This is a genomic window from Streptomyces olivochromogenes (genome assembly GCF_001514115.1).
Taxonomy (GTDB): Bacteria; Actinomycetota; Actinomycetes; order Streptomycetales; family Streptomycetaceae; genus Streptomyces; species Streptomyces olivochromogenes.
Window position 1 is genome coordinate 22,851 of record NZ_KQ948453.1, and the last position, 22,186, is coordinate 45,036.

The window sequence follows — 22,186 nt, forward strand, 5'->3', positions numbered from 1 at the left end:
GGGCTTGCGCGCGCAGTGGGACGGGAGCGTGGCCCGTGGCGGATCAGGCGGTGGACACAGACGGCACGAAAGTGTCGTCGGCGGGGCGGCGCCCGGCTGCCGGGTCCGCTCCTACGGAGGGTCAGTTCCTCGGCCGCACAAGAGAGTTGAAGGAACTCAGGGCCGACATCGAGCGCGCGGGCCTGGACACCCTCGCGGGCCGCAAGGCACCTCGCGCGCGCGTGCTGCTCATCGCCGGCAGGCCCGGCTCGGGCCGCACCGCGCTCGCCGAGGAGCTCGTACGGCAGGTTGCGGGGAGTTACCCGGACGGGGTGCTGCGCGCCCGGCTCACCGAACCCGACGGCACCCCCGTGCCCACCGAGCGCACCGCGCGGGAGCTGCTGAGGACCCTGGAGCTGCCCGCGCCGGCGGGGGCAGCCGCCGACGACCTGAGCGAGGCGGTGCGCGAGGCCCTCGCCACCCGCCGCGTCCTGCTGCTGCTCGACGACGCGGCCGACGCCGAGCAGGTCGACGCGCTGCTCCCGGACACCCCCGAGTGCCTGGTCGTCGCGGTCTCCGGCGGGCCGCTGACCGGCATCGCGGACGTCCGCCCCTGCACCCTGGGCGGCCTGGACACCAAGTCCGCGCTCGAACTGCTCGACCGCTTCACCGGCTCGGTGCGCATCACCGTCGACCCGCTCGCGGCCGAGGGACTGGTCGAAGAGTGCGCCGGTCAGCCCGCCGCCCTGCGCCTCGCGGGAGGCTGGCTCGCCGCCCGCCCCACCTCGGCCGTCGCCGACCTCGCCAAACAACTGCGCACCGAGGGCGACGAGAGCACCCCACTCGGCCGGGTCTTCCACCTCGTCTACACCGCGCTGTCCGCCACCGCCGCGCGGATACTGCGTCTGCTCTCGCTCGCCCCGGCCGGCCTCATCGACCCGCACACCGCGTCCGCGCTGGCCGGCTGCTCGGTGGACACCGCACGGGCCGCGCTGGACGACTTCGTCGGCTTCGGCCTCGTACGGCCCGTCGAGTCGCCGCTGCCGCAGTACGAGGTGCCCGGCTGCCTGCTGCCGCTGCTGCGCTCCCTCGCCGAGAGCCAGGACCGCCCGGCCGAACTGCAGCTGGCCCGCGCCCGGATGCTGGAGCGGACCGTACGGCTGCTGGTGTCCTGCCGCGCCATCACCGAGACCGACAACGCGCCCGCCCGCGAGAAGCTCGCCGCGCTGCCCCGCGAACTGCGCTTCCCGACCCCCAGGGCGGCCGAGGACTGGCTACGCCTGCGGCAGCCCGCGCTGCTGGCCGCGGCCCGGCTCGCGGTCGCGGACGGGGAGCTGGACACCCTGGCCAGGCGGCTGATGGCCGCGCTGGTGCGGGCGATGGTCGCCCACTTCGGCACCCGGGCCGCGGCGCCCGAGCTGTACGGCATCCACCGCCTCGTCCTCGACGTCGCCGAGCGCCAGGGCCTGGCCCGCGAGAAGGCGGCGGCCCTGCTGAACCTCGCCGACCTGGACGCGCAGACCGGCCGTACGGCCGACGCCCTGACCCGCTACCGGGCCGCCCTGGACGCCGGACGCGAGGCGAACGACCCGTACGCGACCGGCCGCGCGATGGAATCCGTAGGCGGCGCCCACCAGGAGCTCGGGGACCACGACCGGGCCGCCGACTGGTACGGCAGGGCGCTCGCCCAGCGCCTGGCGCGGGACGAGCGGGAGGACGCCGCCCGGCTGTACGGCCGTATCGCCACCGCGTACACCTACGCGGGCCGCTACGGCGAGGCGCTGCGCAACTGGCGCGCCGCCGTCACCGGACACCGCAGGAACGGCGATGTGCCCGCGCAGGCGCGGGCGTTGAGCGAGCTGGCGCGCGTGCAGGAGTACGCAGGGCGGCCCGAGGAGTCGCTGCGCACCTGCCACGAGGCGGTCGAGTGGGCGCGCCGCGCCGAGGACCACCGGCTGCAGGCCGCGCTGCAGCTGCGGCTGGCCGACACCCTGGACCGGCTCGGCGACCCCGCCGCGGCGCGACTGCACCGCAAGGCGGCCGAGCGCATGCTGGGTGATGAGCTCCCGGAGAGCGCGACGGCCATGGAGGACCCAGAAGGCACAGAAGGCACGGAACAAGACGCTAACGCCTGCGAAATCCGTAGTACATCCGTCGAAGATTGATGCATTGAAAGGCTAGACAGAGAGAACCCCTTCATTAGACTGGCTCCGCCGCGTTCTTCCGTGGTGTCTCCCGGTGCGCCCCCGTGTATCCGGGTATGACATGCATTGCCCCGGCTTGCATCGCCCCGGCCGTGCATAGCCCCAGAACCCTCTGAGTCAAGGACCGTGATCGACGTGAAGGTCGGCATCCCCCGCGAGGTCAAGAACAACGAGTTCCGGGTGGCCATCACCCCCGCCGGTGTGCACGAGCTGGTGCGCAACGGCCACCAGGTCGTCGTCGAGCGGAACGCCGGTGTCGGCTCCTCGATCACGGACGACGAGTACGTTTCCGCCGGTGCGCAGATCCTGGAGACCGCCGACGAGGTCTGGGCCGCCGCCGACCTGCTGCTGAAGGTCAAGGAGCCCATCGCGGAGGAGTACCACCGCCTCCGCAAGGACCAGACCCTCTTCACCTACCTGCACCTGGCCGCGTCCAAGGAGTGCACCGACGCGCTCCTGGAGTCGGGCACCACGGCGATCGCGTACGAGACGGTCGAGCTGCCGAGCCGCGCGCTGCCGCTGCTCGCCCCGATGTCCGAGGTCGCCGGCCGCCTCGCCCCCCAGGTCGGCGCCTACCACCTGATGGCCGCCAACGGCGGGCGCGGTGTGCTGCCCGGCGGTGTCCCCGGTGTGCTGCCCGCCAAGGCGGTCGTCATCGGCGGCGGCGTCTCCGGCTGGAACGCCGCGCAGATCGCCATCGGCATGGGCTTCCAGGTGACCCTGCTCGACCGTGACATCAACAAGCTCAAGGAGGCGGACAAGATCTTCGGTACGAAGATCCAGACCGTCGTCTCCAACGCCTTCGAGCTCGAGAAGGCCTGCCTCGAGGCCGACCTCGTCATCGGTGCGGTCCTCATCCCCGGCGCCAAGGCCCCGAAGCTCGTCACCAACGAGCTGGTCTCCCGGATGAAGGCGGGAAGTGTTCTTGTCGACATCGCGATCGACCAGGGCGGCTGCTTCGAGGACTCCCGCCCGACCACGCACGCCGAGCCGACCTTCCCGGTCCACAACTCGGTCTTCTACTGCGTCGCCAACATGCCCGGCGCCGTGCCCAACACCTCCACGTACGCGCTGACCAACGCCACGCTGCCGTACATCGTGGAACTGGCCAACCGTGGCTGGGCCGAGGCGCTGCGCCGCGACCCCGCGCTGGCCAAGGGCCTCAACACGCACGACGGCAAGGTCGTGTACCGGGAGGTCGCCGAGGCGCACGGCCTGGAGCACGTCGAACTGGAGTCCCTGCTCGGCTGAGACACCGAAGGGTGACCGGACGAGTGGCCGGCTGACCCATCAATCAGCAAAAGGCGATACGTCAACACAGGTCGTCAACGCCCCGCACCCGGCCGGACCTTGCCCAGCGAGGTCCGGCCGGGTGTGTGTCGGGTCACTTTGCGACACTCGTTCAACTCGCCACGAACGTAACCCTTCAACCGATTCGCACACCCGTGAAACCTGCTGTGCGACGGCCTTACGCCCTTGACAGAGGGGTGTTCGGTTGCCGACACATCGGGTCGGGTCCGGCGGATTGTGTTGCTGCGGACCGGTGACACGCCATAGAGTCGCCAACCGTCGGCATGGTGCCACGCTGACCTATCTAGAAGTTTCCTGGTCACCAAGGAGGTAAGACGACTTGTGAATGAGTCGACATTTACTCCCGGGGGTGGTCAACCAGGAATGCCGGCGCGGGGCCAGGGCCCCACGGGGCTCGAGGCTGTCGGCTCCGTCGCTGTCCGAACCTTCGCAGCGCAAAAGAGTCCCCGGATGACTCAGACAGCACACCAGAGCATGGATGGCCATCACGTGAACGCCATGGCCGGCAACGGAAGTGGCGGGAACCACACCCACTTCGCCGACTACGACGAACTGCCCGAGGGGCACTTCTACGACCCCGACGCCGAGTACGAGCCCGATCCGGAGTACGCGGCCACGCTCGCGCCCGACGCGGCCCGTCAGCGCCGTGAGCGCGTCGGACCGACCGGACGCCCGCTGCCCTACTTCCCGATCCCGGGTCCGCTGACCAGCCACGGCCCCGCGACGATCATCGCGATGTGCAACCAGAAGGGCGGCGTCGGCAAGACGACGTCGACCATCAACCTGGGCGCCGCGCTCGCGGAGTACGGACGCCGGGTCCTGCTCGTCGACTTCGACCCGCAGGGCGCGCTCTCCGTGGGCCTCGGCGTCAACCCCATGGAGCTCGACCTCACCGTCTACAACCTGCTCATGGAGCGGGGCATGGCGGCCGACGAGGTGCTCCTGAAGACGGCGGTCCCGAACATGGACCTGCTGCCCAGCAACATCGACCTGTCCGCCGCCGAGGTGCAGTTGGTGTCCGAGGTCGCGCGCGAGTCCACGCTTCAGCGCGCGCTGAAGCCGCTGATGGCCGACTACGACTACATCGTGATCGACTGTCAGCCCTCGCTCGGCCTGCTCACCGTCAACGCCCTCACGGCGGCCCACAAGGTGATCGTGCCGCTCGAGTGCGAGTTCTTCGCCCTGCGCGGTGTCGCGCTGCTCACCGAGACCATCGAGAAGGTCCAGGAGCGGCTCAACCCCGAGCTGGAGCTCGACGGCATCCTCGCCACGATGTACGACTCCCGCACGGTGCACAGCCGTGAGGTGCTCGCGCGTGTGGTCGAGGCGTTCGACGATCACGTCTACCACACGGTGATCGGCCGGACCGTCCGCTTCCCGGAGACCACCGTCGCCGGTGAGCCGATCACCACGTACGCCTCCAACTCCGTCGGTGCCGCCGCCTATCGCCAGCTCGCCAGGGAGGTGCTCGCCCGGTGTCACGCCGAGTGAGTCTGCCGGGGGCCGACGAACTGTTCCGTACCACCGGGGGCATGGCGCTCCAGTCATCCACCCCCACCCGCCGGACCAACGGCGAGGCCCGGGTACCGGCTCCGGCCGGCGAGAGCGACCCGGCCGCCGTCGCGGAGGACGCGCCGCAGTCGGTGCCCGTGCGGGGCGGTGACGGCGAGGGCGACGAACACGTCGCGGCGGACGCCGAGGCGGACGCGGGAGAGTCCCGCAGCCGGGGTACGGCCCCGGAGCGCTCGGCGCGGCGCCAGGCGACGCAGGAGGGCGCGGGCGGCCAGCCCGCCCGTGGCAGCAAGCGCTCCCGCGCCGCCAACCGGCGGCCCAGCGGTCGGGAGCGGCACGACGAGAAGATCACGGTGTACGTGTCCGCCGAGGAGCTCATGGACCTCGAGCACGCCCGGCTGGTGCTCCGCGGGGAGCACGGGCTCGCGGTCGACCGCGGCCGGATCGTCCGCGAGGCGGTCGCCGTCGTACTCGCCGATCTTGAATCCCGCGGGGACGCGAGCATCCTCGTACGACGGCTTCGCGGGCGGTAGCGGTAGCCTGCGACGGCTATGACCTCGAACGACACCTCTGTCCCCGCCGGCTCCGGCGGCCGTCGCCGTGTCCTGGGCCGGGGCCCCGGCGCGACGCCGGTCCCGACGGAGGAGCGGGACGGGCGGCCCGAGGAGCGCGACGAGTCGGCCGAGGGGCCGCCGGTCGACGGGCGAGCCGAGTCGGTCGAGGAGTCCGTCGAGCCCGCTGAGGAACTCGTCGAGGCCGCCGCGGAGACGGCGCCCGAGCTTCCGGCGGACACGGCGCTCGAGCCTTCGCCCGAGCCTGCGGCGCAGGCCGCGGCCGGTGACGGGGTCTTCAAGGTGCGGCTCGCGAACTTCGAGGGGCCGTTCGACCTGCTGCTTCAGTTGATCTCGAAGCACAAGCTCGATGTCACCGAAGTGGCGCTGTCCAAGGTCACCGACGAGTTCATGGCGCATATTCGGGCGATGGGGCCCGACTGGGACCTCGACCAGACGACCGAGTTCCTGGTCGTCGCGGCGACGCTGCTCGATCTGAAGGCCGCCCGGCTGCTCCCGGCCGCCGAGGTCGAGGACGAGGCGGATCTGGCGCTGCTGGAGGCGCGGGACCTGCTGTTCGCGCGGCTGCTCCAGTACCGCGCCTACAAGCAGATCGCGGACATCTTCAACGCCCGGCTGGAGGAAGAGGGCCGCCGCTACCCGCGTACCGTCGGGCTCGAAGCTCACCACGCCGAGCTGCTGCCCGAGGTGGTCATCAGCATCGGGGCGGAAGGATTCGCCAGGCTCGCCGTGAAGGCGATGCAGCCCAAGCCCAAGCCGCAGGTGTACGTCGACCACATCCATGCCCCGCTGGTGAGCGTGCAGGAACAGGCCGGGATCGTGGTGGCGCGGCTGCGGGAGCTCGGGGAGGCCAGTTTCCGCGCCCTCGTCGAGGACACCGAGGACACCCTCACCGTCGTGGCCCGGTTCCTGGCCCTGCTGGAGCTCTACCGGGAGAAGGCCGTCGCCCTCGACCAGGAGGAGGCCCTCGGGGAGCTCATGGTGCGCTGGACGGGCGGCGACGGCGACGGCCAGCCGAGGGTCACGGACGAGTTCGACCGCCCGCCGGAAGTGGCCACGGACGACCGGGCCAAGGACGGCGACACCAAGGACGACAAGATCAAGGACGGCGCCAAGGAGGAGAAGGCGTGAACCAGGAGACCACCGACACCCCGGCGGGCCTGCGTACCGTCGCCGACCTCGATCTGAAGCCCGCCCTGGAGGCCGTCCTCATGGTCGTGGACGAGCCCGCGACCGAGGAGCACCTCGCGAAGATCCTGGAGCGGCCCAAACGGCAGATCAAGGACGCGCTGCGGGAGCTGGCCGACGAGTACACCGTCCAGGGCCGCGGTTTCGAGCTGCGGCTCATCGCGGGCGGCTGGCGCTTCTACACCCGGCCCGAGTACGCGGCGGCCGTCGAACGCTTCGTCCTCGACGGGCAGCAGGCCCGGCTGACCCAGGCGGCCCTTGAGACCCTGGCGGTCGTCGCCTACCGCCAGCCGGTCAGCCGATCACGGGTCTCGGCGGTCCGCGGAGTGAACTGCGACGGTGTGATGCGCACCCTGTTGCAGCGCGGTCTGGTCGAGGAGGCGGGCACGGAACCCGAAACAGGTGCGATCCTGTACGTGACGACGAACTACTTCCTGGAGCGAATGGGCCTGCGCGGTCTGGACGAGCTCCCGGAGCTCGCGCCCTTCCTCCCCGAGGCGGACGCGATCGAGGCCGAGACGCTGGAAGGGGTCCCGTCGTTCGATCCGGATGCACCGGATGCAGATGCAGACGACACGACGACGACGGAACTTTGATGCGAAGCAGTGGCAGTGGCAGTGGCAGGAACAGCGGGCGCGGCAACCCGCGCGGGACCGGTGGAGGCGGTAGTTCCCGCGGGACCGGCGGAGGCGGCAACCCCCGCGGGACCGGCGGGAGCGGCAACCCCCGCGGCACCGGTGGGGGCGGCTCCCAGCCGAGGAGCGCGGGAGGGCGCGACGACAAGCCGAAGCGCGCCGGCAAGCCCCGCCCCGAGGAGCGCCGCTACGACGTAGGCCCCGCCGCGTCCCACGAAGGCCCGAAGTCCGGGCGCGGCAACGCGGCCCGCGGCGGCGCCAAGGGCGGCCCCAAGCAGGGCCAGCAGCGCGGCGGCCGTACGGAGCCCGCGCGTTCCCGCGAGTACGAGACGCGGGCCGAGGAACGCAACCGGGACCGTTACGCGGGCAAGCCTGACGTCAAGCTGCCCAAGACCTTCCCGGGCGCCGAGGAGGAGGGCGAGCGCCTGCAGAAGGTGCTCGCGCGTGCGGGCTACGGCTCCCGCCGCTCCTGCGAGGAGCTGATCGAGCAGGCCAGGGTCGAGGTCAACGGCGAGATCGTCCTGGAGCAGGGTCTGCGCGTCGACCCGGAGCACGACGAGATCAAGGTCGACGGGCTGACCGTGGCCACGCAGTCGTACCAGTTCTTCTCGCTGAACAAGCCCGCCGGTGTGGTCTCGACCATGGAGGACACGGAGGGCCGGCAGTGCCTCGGTGACTACGTGACGAACCGCGAGACGCGGCTCTTCCACGTCGGGCGGCTCGACACCGAGACCGAGGGCGTCATCCTGCTCACCAACCACGGCGAGCTGGCGCACCGGCTGACCCACCCCAAGTACGGCGTGAAGAAGGTCTACCTCGCGCACATCGTGGGTCCCATCCCGCGCGACCTGGGCAAGCGGCTCAAGGACGGCATCCAGCTGGAGGACGGGTACGCGAAGGCGGACCACTTCCGCGTCGTCGAGCAGACCGGCAAGAACTACCTCGTCGAGGTGACCCTGCACGAGGGCCGCAAGCACATCGTGCGCCGCATGCTCGCGGAGGCCGGCTTCCCGGTCGACAAGCTCGTGCGCGTGGCCTTCGGTCCGATCACCCTGGGCGACCAGAAGTCGGGCTGGCTGCGCCGCCTGTCGAACACCGAGGTCGGGATGCTCATGCAGGAGGTCGATCTCTAGGCCCCGCCCGGCGGCTCTGGAGGGCGCTGTGCGCCCTCCGCCCGCCTTCAGCGCCCTCGGGGAGCATGGCGGGCTCCGACGCGCTCCAGAGGCCGCTGAGGGCTTCCGTCGCGGATGCGCCGAGAAGCCGAGAACGCCGAGAACGCCGAGAACACGGATGTGCCGAGAACCGCGCCCTAGGTCTTGTAGGGCGCGGTTCGGCTTTTTATAGTCGTACTGACTATTACTCGTACTGACTATTACTCGTGCCGGCCATTACCGGCCATGAACTCGTGCGGAACCGGGGGCGGGTGACTTGCGCGCAAGGGGAGGCCTCGCTCCCGAGGGCTACGACAAGTACGCCTTCGAGCCCTTCGCCGTCACCGTCGACCTCGCCGTCCTGACCGTCCGCGCGGGCGAACTCGAGGTGCTGCTCGTCGAACGGGGGCAGGAACCGTACGCCGGCCGCTGGGCACTGCCCGGCGGCTTCGTGCTGCCGAAGGAATCCGCGGAGACGGCCGCCCGGCGTGTACTCGCCGTGGAGACCGGCATCCCGGACCTCTCCCGCCTCCACCTGGAACAGCTGCGGACCTACAGCGAACCCGACCGCGACCCGAGAATGCGGGTCGTCTCCGTCGCGTTCGCCGCGCTGCTCCCCGACCCTCCCGAGCCGCACGGCGGCGGTGACGCGGCGCAGGCCCGCTGGCTGCCGTACGGCTCGGTCGGCCCGCTCGCCTTCGACCACGAGCGCATCCTCGCCGACGCCCACGAACGCGTCGGCGCCAAGCTCGAGTACACCTGTCTCGCCACGTCCTTCTGCCCGCCCGAGTTCACCCTCGGTGAGCTGCAGCGGGTCTACGAGACGGTGTGGGGCGCCGTCCTCGACCGGCCCAACTTCCGGCGCAAGGTCCTCGCCACGCCCGGGTTCGTCGAACCGGTACCGGGGGCCGCACGCCTCACCGGAGGCCGCGGCAAACCCGCCGCGCTCTACCGCGCGGGCGGCGCCACCGCCCTGCAGCCACCCCTGCTGCGTCCCCCTTCGGAAGGACGGCCCTCATGACCACCACCCCGACGCTCGCGAAGCACGCCGCCACCGGATCCCTGCTCGGCCTCGCCCTCGGCGACGCGCTGGGCTTCCCGACCGAGTTCAACGACGTCCCCTCGATCCTGGCCAAGTTCGGCCCCTGGCGGGAGATGAAGCTGCCGCGGCCCGCGATCGTCACGGACGACACGCAGATGACGCTGGCGCTGGGGCGGGGGCTGCGGTCGGCGATGGACCGCGGCCTGCTCACACCGCTGCGAATGGAAGGGCCGGTGCGCGAGGAGTTCGTGGACTGGTACCAGTCGCCCGACAACAACCGCGCGCCCGGCCGCACCTGCCTCGTGGCCTGCGACCTTCTGAAGACCGAGGGCCGGCCCTGGCAGGAGGCCAGCCAGATCGGCTCCAAGGGATGCGGGGCCAACATGCGGGTGGCGCCGGTCGGGCTCGTACGGGGGCTGAGCGACGAACAGCGTTCGGGCGCCGCGCAGTTGCAGGCCGCGCTCACCCACGGCCATCCCACCGCGCTCGCCGCCTCGGACCTCACCGCCCACGCCGTGTGGCTGCTCGCCGCAGGCGCCGAGCCGACCGAACTGATCGGCCTCCTGCGCTCGTACGCCCGGGAGAACCGCGGCCGCTACCTCTCCCGCTGGCTCGGCGACCTGTGGACCCGGAGCCAGGACCCGACACCGGAGCACTTCATCGAACGCGGCTGGGACGAGTGCCTGGAGGTCCTCGACCGGCTTCAGGACGCCGTGCGCACCGCCTCGCCCGAGAGCGACCCGTGCCTGGCCACCGGCGCGGGCTGGATCGCCGAGGAGGCGCTGGCCACCGGACTGCTCTGTTTCCTGCAGTTCGTCGACGAGCCCGTCACCGCGTTGCGCCGCGCCGCCTGCACCTCCGGCGACTCCGACTCCATCGCCTGTCTGACGGGCGCGTTCGCCGGTGCCCACCACGGCTCCGACGCCTGGCCGACGGAGTGGGCCGACCGCATCGAGTACCAGAGCGACCTCATGTCGCTGGGGGCGCTCTGGGATGCCTGAGAGACGGCTCTGGGATGCTTGAGCGATGATCGACGACGTCCTGGACATCGACCTCGCGGGCGTGGTGGCCGAGCAGCCCGATCCGGTGCTGTTCGCCACCGTCTCCGGGGCGCATCTGTACGGCTTCCCGTCACGCGACTCGGATGTCGACCTGCGGGGTGTGCACCTGTTGCCGACGGCCGAACTGGTCGGCCTGCGCGAGCCGGAGGAGACCCGGTCGCGGATGTGGGACCGGGGCGGCGTCGAGATGGACCTCGTCACCCACGACCTGCGCAAGTTCGTACGGCTGATGCTGCGGCGCAACGGCTATGTGCTGGAACAACTGCTCTCGCCCCTGGTCGTGCACACCGGAGAGGCGCACCGCGAGCTGGTCTCGCTCGCCCCCGGAGTCCTCACCTCCCACCACGCCCACCACTACCGGGGTTTCGCGGCGACCCAGTGGCGGCTCTTCGAGAAGACCGGTGAACTCAAGCCGCTGCTCTACACGTTCCGGGTGCTGCTCACCGGCATTCATCTGATGCGCGGCGGCGAGGTGCAGGCCGATCTGCGCACGCTGGTCGCGCAGGTCGGGGAGGCTCCCGTGTATCTGCCCGACCTGATCGCGGCGAAGGCGGAGCGGGAGCACGGGGACGCGGACGTCGACCACGCGCGTGTGGCGGCCGACGTGGAGCGGCTGCACGGTGTGCTGGACCGGGCGCAGGACGCCTCAGCGCTGCCGGACGCCCCCTCCGCGTACGACGCCCTGCACGCGTTCGTCGTCCGGGTCCGGCTGGAGGGTCCGGGGGGCTTCGCAGTCCGCGCGGAGGGCTGAGGCGCGGCGGGTGCGCAGGAGGAAGTCCTCGACGCGGGCGTGGTCCGGTTCGGCGGGCAGGGGGCTGCGGGTGGCCGCCTCGTCCGCCTCGGTTCCCAGCCGGGACATCCAGGCCTCGGCCTGCGACCACGGCACCTCGCCGCGCTTCACCGCGAGCAGCGCCTCGCGCTGCGCGCCGACGTCGATCGTCAGCGCGCCGGTGCGCAGCAGGTCACGGGAGCTCATGAGGAGGCGCAGGAGGTGCATGGCGTGCTTCCAGCGCGGGGCGCCGTGCTGCCGGATGTCGGAGTCCAGCTTCTTGCGCTGACCCAGCGCGTAGCGGGCGAACGTGTCGTGCGCCCGGCGGGAGAGGAACGCCTCGCGCAGGGCGAGGAGCTCGCGACCCGTGTCGTCGACGTACTCGACGAGGGGGGAGTGCAGGCACTCCAGGATGTTCGGGTTGGCGCGCAGCGCGAGGGCGCAGAAGCGCTCCAGTTCCCAGCTGAACTGTTCCTCGGCCGGCCCCTCGATGTGTGTCGGAGGCTTCTCGAAGCGCCAGAAGAGCGGGGTCGGCGCGAGGAACACGCCCCGGCGGTCCGTGTCGCTGCCGTCCGTGGCCAGCCCGAAGGCGCGCGAACCCATCACGCAGGAGTAGATCGTGTGGTCGCGCACCAGGGACACCGGGGTCTCGGAATGCATGTCCTGGAGCGTACGTGCCCGCTCACGCCAGGAAGATCGATTTTCCCTTCACCGTGATCTTCTCCGCGGGCAGTGGACGCGGGGCCGGGCCCGCGACCACCGAGGCGTCGGTGATGCGGTACTTGCTGCCGTGGCAGGGGCAGTCGATGGTGCCGTCGGCGACCTTGTTCACCGTGCAGCCCTGATGGGTGCAGATCGCCGAGAAGGCCTTGAACTCGTCCTTCTTCGGCTGGGTGACCACGATCTTCTGTTCCTTGAAGACCTTGCCGCCGCCGACCGGGATGTCGCTCTTCTTGGCGAGTTCCTTGCCGGCCGAGGGCTTGGAGGAGGCGATCGGGGAGGGGGTCGCGGTGGGGGAGGCCGCCGACGAACTGTTGCTGTCGCCGTACTTGCTGCACCCCGCGAGCAGGAAGGCCGCGCCCGTTCCGAGAACCGTGCGCCGCGCCGGGGGGTTCGTCATGTCGTCACTCCGAACGTACGGAAGAACCAGAGAGCCGACGTCAGCCAGATGGCCGTGAGGACGACGAAGACGAGTCCTCCGACCAGGGGCAGCAGCCAGCCGGGCAGTCGCTCCGAGCGGAGCAAGAGCATTTTGGCACTAAATGCACCGAAGAAGAAGCAACCCAGGAGCGAATGCCACATGACCCGCGGTTCGTACGTCTGATAGCCCAACGCGTACAGGCAGTGCACCGCGACCGGCACCGCCGCCAGGAACGCGACCCGTCCCGACCAGCGGTGCAGCGTCGGCGCCCAGCTCGGTCCCGGCAGCTTCCCGTAGACCATGAACGCCGAGACCAACTGGACCAGGGCGAAGGCGAACGCCGTCGTCGCCAGCCACGACTTCACCGCGCTCGTGCTGCTGAACCCCGCGAGGTTGAAGGCGGTCCCCGCCGGGTGGTGCGCCTTGCCGTAGGCGCCGAGGGCGACCGCGACCGCCGCGGCGACCAGGGCGGGGGCGAGATAGCGGGCCGCGCCCGGGCGGCGGTGGACGGCGGGCGGGGGAGGGGGAGGGGGGAAGCCCTGGGTGGCGGCGTTCGGATCCACGGTCATATCGGCTCCCGATCAGGAAAGGGCCAGGAAAGGGTTCACGAACGGGTGTTGGAGTAACGCGTCTTGGGGTCGCGGGTCTTGAAGCGACGGGTCATGCAGTGACGGGTCATGGAGTGACGGGCGAGGCGGTGAGTGTCTGTCCGTCGACCGTCACGGTGCCGGTCTGAGGGTCGATCGTCGGCGCCGCCGCGGGCTTGCCGTCCCGGTCGAGGATGCCCACCTGCTTGCCGCCGGGCAGCACGATCCAGCCGCCGTCGAGCTTGGCGCCGCGCACCGTGGCGGTCGCGCGGTAGAGCCCGGACGGCTTGACCGCCTTGTCGGCGGTGAACGCGTAGCGCTGCCCGCCGAGGTCGACGGTGCCGCGGATGCTCCTGCCGTCCTTGAGCGTGCCGTTCAGTTCGGCGCCGTGCTTGCCGGTGAGCTTCATGGTGCCGTCGTCCTTGACGTCGCCCTTCAGCCACGACTCCTTGCTCCGGCCGTCGCAGAAGTACGCGATCGCCTTGCCGCCCCGCAGGGAGACGGCGACCGCGGAGGAGTTGTCGTCGGTGCGGCCCGCGTAGTCGGCGTTCGGCGGCGCGCTCTTCGAAGGGGGCGGGGGGCTCGACGACGACGGCGCACCGGTGGGTGGCGGGCTCGCCTGCGGCGTGGCGCTGGGTGAGGCCTCCGGGGACGACGAGGACGCGTTCTTCGTCCCCGTCGTCGCGTTGAGCGTCAGCATGAACACGGCGAGCAGGAGCCCCGCCAGAAGGGTGAGCAGCGGTCCTGGGCGTTTCATACGGGCCATGCGGGCCTCCCCCGAGGCGAGTCTCCTGCCATGAGAGCGGACCCGTGCCCCGGCGTCCAGAGGCGCACGGGCGTGTTCTCACTACAAGTGGCGGAATAGGGCGATTCAGGTGACATTGGCGGAGGTCCGGGCCTGGCGGTGGCCTGCTCCCGGTCGCACTCCCGAACGACACTCCCCAGACACTTCCCGAAACTCATTCCCGAAAGGCGTGACCATGGCGGGTAACGATCTCGGCGGCCTGCTCGGCGGTCTCCTCGGCGGAGGCGGCCAGGGCGGTTCCGGCGGTTCCGGCGCGGGCAACATCCTCGGCGCGCTGCTCGGCGCCCTGGGCGGTGGCCAGGCGGCCGGCGGCAATCCCCTGGGCGGCCTGCTCGACATGCTCACCAAGTCCGGCCTGATGGACCAGGCCCAGTCGTGGATCGGCACGGGTGAGAACAAGCCCGTCAGCGGTGAGCAGATCACCCAGGCCCTGCCCGACAACACCCTCCAGGAGGTCGCCGCACAGACCGGCGTCAGCCCGCAGGAGGCCGCGGACCAGATCGCCCAGCACCTGCCCCAGGCGGTCGACAAACTGACTCCGAGCGGAGAGCTGCCGCAGCCGGGCGCCTCCCTGGAGGACCTGATCAAGCAGCAGTCGCTCTGAGACGTGCTCCTTTTCGTGCGCGGCGGCCGTCTCGTCAGGCGGGCGCCGCGCACTCGCGCGTTGCGGCCTGACTACGCTGGTGTGACAAGACGAGACACGACGACATACGACGAGATACGACAGGTGCGTAGCTCGGCTCAGCGAGGAGTGACACCGTGGCGGTACGAGCGGTCCGGGGCGCCGTCCAACTGGAACGGGACGAGGCCGGCCACATGGACGAGCAGGTCAGCGAGCTGCTCACCGCCGTCCTGGAGCGCAACGGTCTCACCACCGACGACCTCATCAGCATCTGGTTCACCGCGACGCCCGATCTGCACAGCGACTTCCCGGCCGCCGCCGCCCGCAAGCTCGGCATCGTCGACGTACCGCTGATCTGCGCGCAGGAGCTGGACATCGAGGGCGCGATGCCCCGGGTCGTACGGGTCCTCGCGCACATCGAGTCCGACAAGCCCCGCGCCGACATCGCGCACGTCTACCTGGGCGCCGCGGGCGCGCTGCGCAAGGACATCGCCCAGTGAGAACCGCGCTCGTCATCGGAACCGGGCTGATCGGTACGTCGGCGGCCCTCGCGCTCTCCCAGCGGGGCGTCGTCGTCCACCTCACCGACCACGACCCGGAGCAGGCCCGTACGGCGGCCGCGCTCGGCGCAGGCACCGACGTGGCGCCCGGCGGGCCCGTGGACCTCGCAATCGTGGCGGCCCCGCCGGCGCACGTGGCGGCGACGCTCGCGGACGTCATGCGGCGCGGGGTCGCGCGCGGCTACCTCGACGTGGCGAGCGTCAAGGGCGGTCCGCGCCGCGAGCTGGAGGCGCTCGGCCTCGACCTGTCCGCGTACATCGGTTCGCACCCCATGTCGGGCCGCGAGAAGTCGGGCCCGCTGGCCGCGACGGGCGACCTCTTCGAAGGCCGACCCTGGGTCCTCACCCCCACCCGGGACACGGACACCGAGGTCCTGAACCTCGCCCTCGAGCTGGTGTCGCACTGCCGTGCCGTCCCGGTCGTCATGGACGCCGACGCCCACGACCGCGCGGTCGCGCTCGTCTCCCACATGCCGCACCTGGTGTCCAGCATGGTCGCCGCGCGCCTGGAGAACGCGGAGGAGGCGGCGGTACGGCTGTGCGGGCAGGGCATCCGTGACGTGACCCGGATCGCGGCCTCCGACCCCCGGATGTGGATCGACATCCTCTCCGCGAACCCGGGCCCGGTCGCCGACCTCCTCGCGGACGTCTCCGCCGACCTCGACGAGACCGTCCAGGCCCTGCGGGCCCTCCAGTCCTCCGACGAGGCCAAGCGGCGCGAGGGCGCGAGCGGCATCGAGGACGTCCTGCGCCGTGGCAACGCGGGCCAGGTCCGCGTCCCAGGCAAGCACGGTGCCGCGCCTCTGACGTACGAGACGGTGGCCGTCCTCATCGACGACCAGCCCGGCCAGCTGGCCCGCATCTTCGCCGACGCGGGGGCCGCCGGGGTCAACATCGAGGACGTACGCATCGAGCACGCGACCGGACAGCAGGCCGGCCTCGTCCAGCTGATGGTGGACCCGAAGGCGGCACCGGTGCTGAGCACGGCACTGCGGGAACGGGGCTGGGCGCTGCGGCAGTAGAGCCGCGGTCCGGCCCGCGGCGGCCTGAGTTGCGGGCCGTGGCATGGGCTCATCAGCTGTCGCCGACGGCCGGAGGCCGGCGCAGCCGTGCGAAGCCTGAGAGGCGCCCTGGCGCCGAGCAGTGCGAGCGCGGCGTCGAGGTTCGGTGCGGGGCTGGGCGCTGCGGCAGTAGGGCCGTCGTCCGGCACGGGGCGGCCTGCCCCGGGGCGGCGCCGGGCCTTCCCGTGCGGTGGGCCCGGGAAGGGCCAGTAATGCGGGGTCCGGGGAGACAGTAACCTTGTGCTGGGCGCGATCGTGCCCAGCACAGACCTCCACCCCGCACCAGGAAGGTGTTCCCACCGTGGAAAACGGCGCCGCCCGGCCCGCCCCGGCAGTGATTGTCGCCATCGACGGCCCCTCCGGCACGGGCAAGTCGAGCACGTCCAAGGCCGTGGCCGCGAAGCTGGGCCTCAGCTACCTGGACACGGGCGCGCAGTACCGGGCGATCACCTGGTGGATGGTGACCAACGACATCGACATCACGGACCCGACCGCGATCGCCGCCGTGGCCGGGAAGCCGGAGATCATCTCCGGGACCGACCCGTCCGCGCCGGCCATCACGGTCGACGGGACCGACGTCGCGGGCCCGATCCGCACCCAGGAGGTCACCTCCAAGGTCAGCGCGGTCAGCGCGGTGCCCGAGGTGCGCACCCGGATCACCGAGCTGCAGCGTTCGATCGCGGCCGCCGCCGAGCTGGGGATAGTCGTCGAGGGACGCGACATCGGCACCACCGTGCTGCCGGACGCCGATCTGAAGATCTTCCTCACCGCTTCCCCGGAGGCGCGTGCCTCCCGCCGCAGCGGTGAGCTGAAGGGCGCGGACGTCAACAGCACCCGCGAGGCCCTGCTCAAGCGGGACGCCGCCGACTCCAGCCGTAAGACCTCCCCCCTCGCCAAGGCGGACGACGCGGTCGAGGTGGACACCTCCGACCTCACGCTCCAGCAGGTCATCGAGTGCGTCGTCACCCTTGTCGAGGAGAAGCGGGCCGCCAAGTGACCGCACCCTCCGAGAGAGGCGCCGAGGTAGGGCGCCGTATCGGCGTCGGCCTGATGTACGGGCTGTGGAAGCCGCGCGTGCTCGGCGCCTGGAAGGTCCCCGCGACCGGCCCGGCGATCCTGGCGGTGAACCACTCGCACAACATCGACGGCCCGATGGTCATGGGCGTGGCGCCCCGCCCCACCCACTTCCTGATCAAGAAGGAAGCCTTCATCGGCCCGCTCGACCCCTTCCTCCTCGCCATCGGCCAGGTGAAGGTGGACCGTGCGACCACCGACCGCACCGCCATCACCGACGCCCTCGGCGTCCTGTCGTCCGGTGGCGTGCTCGGGATCTTCCCGGAGGGCACCCGCGGCGACGGCGACTTCGCCTCGCTGCGTGCCGGACTCGCGTACTTCGCGGTCCGCTCCGGCGCGCCGATCGTCCCGGTGGCGGTCCTGGGAAGTTCCGAGAAGAGCAGCCGGTTGACAAAGGCGCTGCCCCCGCTGCGCAGCCGGGTCGACGTCGTCTTCGGAGACCCCTTCGAGGCGGGCGACGGCAGCGGACGGCGTACCCGCACGGCGCTCGACGAGGCGACCGCACGCATCCAGAAGCAGCTGAGCGCCCACCTGGACCACGCCAGGCGTCTCACCGGACGCCCGGAAAACGCCGGGCGCCCCACCGGGCACTAGGCGACACTTGAGTAGTGGATCACCCGATATGCGGGCGGTCCACCGATCACCACGATGAACGACGAGGTACGGACTTCATGAACGACCACATCCAGCCCGACGGCTCGGCCGGCCCGGCCGAGCACGAGCACGGGGCGCTTGGCGATGCCGAGTACGCGGAGTTCATGGAGCTCGCCGCGGAAGAGGGCTTCGACATCGAGGACGTCGAGGGCGCGATCGACGAGGCGGGCCACGGCCCGCTGCCCGTCCTCGCCGTCGTCGGCCGGCCCAACGTCGGCAAGTCGACCCTGGTGAACCGGATCATCGGCCGCCGCGAGGCGGTCGTCGAGGACAAGCCCGGCGTCACCCGCGACCGCGTCACCTACGAGGCCGAGTGGGCGGGCCGCCGCTTCAAGCTCGTCGACACCGGCGGCTGGGAGCAGGACGTCCTCGGCATCGACGCGTCCGTGGCCGCGCAGGCCGAGTACGCGATCGAGGCCGCCGACGCGGTCGTCTTCGTCGTCGACGCCAAGGTCGGTGCGACCGACACCGACGAGGCGGTCGTACGCCTTCTCCGCAAGGCCGGCAAGCCCGTCGTCCTGTGCGCCAACAAGGTCGACGGCATGAGCGGCGAGTCCGACGCCTCGTACCTCTGGGCCCTCGGTCTCGGCGAGCCGCACCCCGTGTCCGCGCTGCACGGCCGCGGCACCGGCGACATGCTGGACGCCGTCCTGGAGGCGCTGCCCGAGGCTCCGGCGCAGACCTTCGGCACCGCGGTGGGCGGCCCCCGCCGCATCGCCCTCATCGGCCGCCCGAACGTCGGCAAGTCCTCCCTCCTGAACAAGGTGGCGAACGAGGACCGTGTGGTCGTCAACGAGGTCGCGGGCACCACCCGTGACCCGGTCGACGAGCTCATCGAACTCGGCGGCATCACCTGGAAGTTCGTCGACACGGCGGGCATCCGCAAGCGCGTCCACCTCCAGCAGGGCGCCGACTACTACGCCTCGCTGCGCACGGCCGCCGCCGTCGAGAAGGCCGAGGTCGCGGTCATCCTGATCGACGCGTCCGAGACCATCTCCGTACAGGACCAGCGCATCGTGACGATGGCCGTCGACGCGGGCCGCGCGATCGTCCTCGCCTTCAACAAGTGGGACACCCTCGACGAGGAGCGCCGCTACTACCTGGAGCGGGAGATCGAGACCGAGCTCCTCCAGGTGGCGTGGGCCCCCCGCGTGAACGTCTCGGCGCGCACCGGACGGCACATGGAGAAGCTCGTCCCCGCGATCGAGGCGGCCCTGGACGGCTGGGAGACCCGTGTCCCGACCGGTCGTCTGAACGCCTTCCTCGGCGAGCTCGTCGCCGCCCACCCGCACCCGGTCCGCGGCGGAAAGCAGCCCCGCATCCTCTTCGGAACGCAGGCCGGCACCAAGCCCCCGCGGTTCGTGCTCTTCGCCTCCGGCTTCATCGAGCACGGTTACCGGCGCTTCATCGAGCGCCGGCTGCGCGAGGAGTTCGGCTTCGAGGGGACGCCGATCCATATCTCCGTGCGGGTGCGCGAGAAGCGCGGCGCCAAGAAGAAGTGACGTAGCGACAGGTGAGGGGCGGCTCCCATGGGAGCCGCCCCTCACCTGTTCAACCGTTTCTGCTCACAGCCCCCTGCGGGGCGCGGGTGGCAGCGCGGCCGGGATGGGGTGCAGTCCCGTACCGTGCTGGCGTGCCACCGGTTGCCAGACGCCGGTCGTCGACGCGCCGTGACCGTGCTGGGAGCCGCCGTTGCGCGCGGAGTACGCCCCCGCGCTGTAGGAGCTGTACGACGAAGGGTACGAGGATCCGCCGTACGCGCTGGAACCCTGTGTCAGGACCCCGAAAGCCGTGAAGCCGAGCTGGTCCTCGCCGTGGCGGTCGCCGGGCAGGGCCCTGAACGATCTGACCCACTCGGCGTAGAGCGCGTCATAGATCGGCGTGGCCGATGGGCCGACCGGAGGATCCTGAGCCGCTCGCGCGGCCGGGATCGGCTGGAAGGGCTGGCGGCGGGGGGCGTCGTAGGTGTGCACGTATGTGCCAACGACCCCACAGCCCAACAGATGCGGTCACACCATTGCTCCCCCCCCCGCCCCGCCAGGGGCGCAAGCCCTTCAGGGGCGCGGGGAACCGCGCGCTCGGCCACGACGGACCCGCGGCCGAGGAACGCACCTGTCGCGCCCCGACAAGGGGCGCGGGGAACCGCGCGACCAGCCACACACGACCCGCAGCCGACCACGCACCCCCGCACCCGGTTCAACCCAGTGGAACGCTCACGTTCCGGCGAGCGGCATCGCGGCAGCCACCAACTTCCCGTTCGCCGCCGCCTTGTCCAGGGCGTCCCGCAGCAGATCCTCCCGCGGCTGCCGCCCGATCGACCCGACCGGCGCAGCGAACAGCAGCACCTGCTGGTGCTTGTTGGCGGCGGCCCGCCAGCTCTCCGCGACCTGGAGCGCCTGGTGCGCCTGCCACCAGGCGACGGGCGACCCGCCCCCGGTGCCCGGCTGGAGCACGGCGTGCAGCTGTCCCATGGCGAGCAGCACGGACCACCCGTGCAGCACCGGCGGCACCGAGCTCAGCTCGGTCACCGGCATGAACCCCTGTTCGATGAGGAGCGGCAGGAAGTCGTCACCGATGTCCGTCGAGCCGGGCCGCACGATGGGCCCCGTCGGTTCGACGACGAGCGCGGGGTGCAACTCGCCGCTGATCAGGACGAGTCCGCTGGTGACGCCGAGCACGGCCTGCTCGGGCGCGGCCTGGGCGGGCACGCCGTCGGGGTTGATCGAGCGTACGGCGCCCTGGAGTTGCGCCTCGGTGACCTGGACGACCTGTGAGGGCAGACAGGTGGCGTGGGCGAAGGCGAGGACGGCGGTCTCGTCGCCGATGAACAGGACGGTGCTGGTGCGCTCCTGTTCCGAGTCGCCCGGGGTGCGGCAGGACGTGCAGTCGTAACTGCCCGGGGCGTTCTCTCCGGCGAGCAGCCGGTCGGCTTCTTCGTCGCCGATCTCGGCGCGTACGTCGTCGCTGACGTCGAGCATGCGCGGCACGGGTGGCTCCTCGGGATGCGGTGCGTGGCGATGCCGGGTGGCTCCCGGCCCATGAATCCGGGGGTCCCGGCTCATGAAGATGACAACGGGCGATCTGTGGCCGGAGTCACGCCCGGGAGCGAACGGAATCGAACCATCCGACGCGCAGGGTGATCCCTTGTGCGGAATCTGTTACTCCGAGCCAACTTCGTGCGTGTTCAAGGAAGTTGGTTCCGTGAAGTGGGTCACAGGTCACTTGAGCGGCTGGTCGACAAATCCTGAAATCAGCCTATGAAGTGGGTGGCTGAAAATCGCCGATACCCGCGGTAACTATGAACTGGCCTCGAATGACATGGAGTTGGTTGATATCGGGGCGACCTTCTCCATAGATTTCTCGGCCGTGTGCACAGAGCACCGCTCGGGTACGTCCGCCGGCCGAACCGTACGACTGGTTCGCAGCACCACCTCCGGCGGACGGGGCGGAGCACGACGACCGCGTCCTACGCGCAGGAAGTCGCGCCCCGCCTTGGGGGATCCCGGGTGTTTCGAGAGGGAACTACATGTCCGCATGTGCCGATAACACTCGTAAGGTTCGTACGACGCGTACGACGGCGGTCCTCACCGGGGCGGCTCTGCTCGCCCCGCTCGGACTGCTCGCCGCGACCGGCAACGCCGCCGCGGCCGACAGCGCAGTGTGGGACCGCATCGCCAAGTGCGAGAGCGGCGGAAACTGGCACATCAACACCGGCAACGGCTACTACGGAGGACTGCAGTTCTCCGCCGGCACCTGGCGGGCGTACGGCGGTGCGGCCTACGCGTCGACCGCCGACAAGGCCTCCAAGACCGCCCAGATAGCCGTTGCCACCAAGGTCCAGAACGCACAGGGATGGGGCGCCTGGCCCACCTGTTCGGCGCGGGCCGGAGCGTACGGCAACGCACCCGCGTCCTCGGGCGCCGCGTCGTCCGGAGGGTCGGCCACCACGAAGTCGGCACCCAAGGCGGCACCCAGGTCGACATCGAAGTCGGCCTCCGAGTCGGCTCCCACCAAGTCGACGACCAAGTCGGCCCCCGTACAGACGTCCGAGGCCCCGGCGCGCGCATCCGGCCACACGAACCGCGCGGCGTCCCGCGGCGACTACACCGTCCGCGGCGGCGACACCCTGAGCGGCATCGCGGAGCGGCACGGAACGACCTGGCGGAAGATCTACGCCGCCAACCGGGCGGTCATCGGCGGTGACCCCGACCTGATCATGCCCGGCCAGCGGCTCGACCTCTGAGCCCCGGCTCCACCC

The 22,186-nt window shown here is 71.1% G+C and carries 22 protein-coding genes and 1 pseudogene; 17 read left to right on the forward strand and 6 right to left on the reverse strand.

The annotated features are described in order from the left end of the window. Positions 1-35: 35 nt before the first annotated feature. The 10 genes from AQJ27_RS09715 (at position 36) to AQJ27_RS09760 (ending at position 11,406) form a co-directional block, all read left to right on the forward strand. Positions 36-2,144, forward strand: a complete 2,109-nt coding sequence (locus tag AQJ27_RS09715; protein WP_067364908.1) for a tetratricopeptide repeat protein — start codon at positions 36-38, stop codon at positions 2,142-2,144. Positions 2,145-2,309: 165 nt separating this feature from the next. Further along, positions 2,310-3,434 carry an alanine dehydrogenase gene (gene ald / locus AQJ27_RS09720; RefSeq protein WP_067364910.1) on the forward strand — a complete coding sequence of 375 codons (1,125 nt, stop codon included), beginning with the start codon at positions 2,310-2,312 and terminating at the stop codon, positions 3,432-3,434. A 423-nt stretch (positions 3,435-3,857) separates the two neighbouring features. Beyond that, the gene (locus AQJ27_RS09725; RefSeq protein WP_075027827.1) at positions 3,858-4,985 is read left to right on the forward strand and encodes a ParA family protein; all 1,128 of its coding nucleotides are present in this window, start codon (positions 3,858-3,860) and stop codon (positions 4,983-4,985) included. Continuing rightward, positions 4,970-5,539, forward strand: coding sequence for a hypothetical protein (locus AQJ27_RS09730; protein ID WP_067364913.1), 570 nt, complete (start codon positions 4,970-4,972; stop codon positions 5,537-5,539). The genes AQJ27_RS09725 and AQJ27_RS09730 overlap by 16 nt, the downstream gene beginning before the upstream one ends. Positions 5,540-5,557: 18 nt before the next feature. Then, positions 5,558-6,709 (forward strand): segregation and condensation protein A, encoded by a 1,152-nt coding sequence (locus AQJ27_RS09735; protein ID WP_067364915.1) that lies wholly within the window; start codon positions 5,558-5,560, stop codon positions 6,707-6,709. Continuing rightward, complete coding sequence (gene scpB, locus AQJ27_RS09740) at positions 6,706-7,362, forward strand: SMC-Scp complex subunit ScpB (RefSeq protein ID WP_067364916.1); 657 nt, start codon at positions 6,706-6,708, stop codon at positions 7,360-7,362. The genes AQJ27_RS09735 and scpB overlap by 4 nt, the downstream gene beginning before the upstream one ends. Further along, entirely contained in the window at positions 7,362-8,534 is a 1,173-nt protein-coding gene (locus tag AQJ27_RS09745) for a pseudouridine synthase (RefSeq protein ID WP_067364918.1), read from the forward strand. The genes scpB and AQJ27_RS09745 overlap by 1 nt, the downstream gene beginning before the upstream one ends. Positions 8,535-8,829: 295 nt before the next feature. Continuing rightward, a complete protein-coding gene (locus tag AQJ27_RS09750) occupies positions 8,830-9,573 on the forward strand; it encodes an NUDIX hydrolase (RefSeq protein WP_067364920.1) in 744 nt (247 codons plus the stop codon). Continuing rightward, a complete protein-coding gene (locus AQJ27_RS09755; RefSeq protein ID WP_067364922.1) occupies positions 9,570-10,595 on the forward strand; it encodes an ADP-ribosylglycohydrolase family protein in 1,026 nt (341 codons plus the stop codon). The genes AQJ27_RS09750 and AQJ27_RS09755 overlap by 4 nt, the downstream gene beginning before the upstream one ends. 25 nt (positions 10,596-10,620) lie before the next feature. After that, positions 10,621-11,406 (forward strand): nucleotidyltransferase domain-containing protein, encoded by a 786-nt coding sequence (locus AQJ27_RS09760; protein ID WP_425275197.1) that lies wholly within the window; start codon positions 10,621-10,623, stop codon positions 11,404-11,406. Here the strand turns inward: AQJ27_RS09760 and AQJ27_RS09765 are convergent. From AQJ27_RS09765 to AQJ27_RS09780, 4 genes and pseudogenes are all read right to left on the reverse strand, one after another. Beyond that, positions 11,302-12,087 (reverse strand): annotated as a pseudogene (locus tag AQJ27_RS09765) (nucleotidyltransferase domain-containing protein); the annotation flags it as partial. The gene AQJ27_RS09760 and the pseudogene AQJ27_RS09765 overlap by 105 nt on opposite strands. A 19-nt stretch (positions 12,088-12,106) precedes the next feature. Next, positions 12,107-12,544 carry a Rieske (2Fe-2S) protein gene (locus AQJ27_RS09770; protein ID WP_067364928.1) on the reverse strand — a complete coding sequence of 146 codons (438 nt, stop codon included), beginning with the start codon at positions 12,542-12,544 and terminating at the stop codon, positions 12,107-12,109. Continuing rightward, a complete protein-coding gene (locus AQJ27_RS09775; RefSeq protein ID WP_067364930.1) occupies positions 12,541-13,134 on the reverse strand; it encodes a DUF6529 family protein in 594 nt (197 codons plus the stop codon). Before AQJ27_RS09775 ends, AQJ27_RS09770 begins: the two co-directional genes overlap by 4 nt. A 106-nt stretch (positions 13,135-13,240) precedes the next feature. Then, positions 13,241-13,909, reverse strand: coding sequence for a hypothetical protein (locus AQJ27_RS09780; RefSeq protein ID WP_067364933.1), 669 nt, complete (start codon positions 13,907-13,909; stop codon positions 13,241-13,243). 217 nt (positions 13,910-14,126) lie between these two features. On the opposite strand from AQJ27_RS09780, the gene AQJ27_RS09785 reads away from it, so the two are divergent. The 6 genes from AQJ27_RS09785 to der all read left to right on the forward strand — a co-directional run bounded on the left by AQJ27_RS09785 (position 14,127) and on the right by der (position 19,430). After that, positions 14,127-14,561: a YidB family protein gene (locus AQJ27_RS09785; protein WP_425275198.1), complete on the forward strand. Its 435-nt coding sequence runs from the start codon at positions 14,127-14,129 to the stop codon at positions 14,559-14,561. Positions 14,562-14,716: 155 nt separating this feature from the next. Beyond that, positions 14,717-15,079, forward strand: a complete 363-nt coding sequence (gene aroH, locus AQJ27_RS09790) for a chorismate mutase (RefSeq protein WP_054234458.1) — start codon at positions 14,717-14,719, stop codon at positions 15,077-15,079. Continuing rightward, positions 15,076-16,161, forward strand: a complete 1,086-nt coding sequence (locus tag AQJ27_RS09795; RefSeq protein WP_067364935.1) for a prephenate dehydrogenase — start codon at positions 15,076-15,078, stop codon at positions 16,159-16,161. The genes aroH and AQJ27_RS09795 overlap by 4 nt, the downstream gene beginning before the upstream one ends. A 340-nt stretch (positions 16,162-16,501) precedes the next feature. Further along, positions 16,502-17,197 carry a (d)CMP kinase gene (gene cmk, locus AQJ27_RS09800; RefSeq protein ID WP_067364937.1) on the forward strand — a complete coding sequence of 232 codons (696 nt, stop codon included), beginning with the start codon at positions 16,502-16,504 and terminating at the stop codon, positions 17,195-17,197. After that, entirely contained in the window at positions 17,155-17,868 is a 714-nt protein-coding gene (locus tag AQJ27_RS09805; RefSeq protein WP_067364940.1) for a lysophospholipid acyltransferase family protein, read from the forward strand. Before cmk ends, AQJ27_RS09805 begins: the two co-directional genes overlap by 43 nt. A gap of 77 nt (positions 17,869-17,945) precedes the next feature. Continuing rightward, positions 17,946-19,430, forward strand: coding sequence for a ribosome biogenesis GTPase Der (gene der / locus AQJ27_RS09810; protein WP_067364942.1), 1,485 nt, complete (start codon positions 17,946-17,948; stop codon positions 19,428-19,430). Positions 19,431-19,493: 63 nt separating this feature from the next. Here the strand turns inward: der and AQJ27_RS09815 are convergent, their stop codons facing one another. Together AQJ27_RS09815 and AQJ27_RS09820 are read right to left on the reverse strand one after the other, a co-directional pair. Continuing rightward, on the reverse strand, positions 19,494-19,901 hold the full coding sequence (locus tag AQJ27_RS09815; protein ID WP_067364945.1) for a hypothetical protein: 408 nt from the start codon (positions 19,899-19,901) through the stop codon (positions 19,494-19,496). Positions 19,902-20,141: 240 nt separating this feature from the next. Beyond that, complete coding sequence (locus AQJ27_RS09820) at positions 20,142-20,915, reverse strand: hypothetical protein (RefSeq protein WP_067364947.1); 774 nt, start codon at positions 20,913-20,915, stop codon at positions 20,142-20,144. A gap of 539 nt (positions 20,916-21,454) precedes the next feature. Between AQJ27_RS09820 and AQJ27_RS09825 the strand changes: the two genes are divergently transcribed. Further along, positions 21,455-22,171 carry a transglycosylase family protein gene (locus tag AQJ27_RS09825; RefSeq protein WP_067364950.1) on the forward strand — a complete coding sequence of 239 codons (717 nt, stop codon included), beginning with the start codon at positions 21,455-21,457 and terminating at the stop codon, positions 22,169-22,171. Positions 22,172-22,186: the final 15 nt, after the last annotated feature.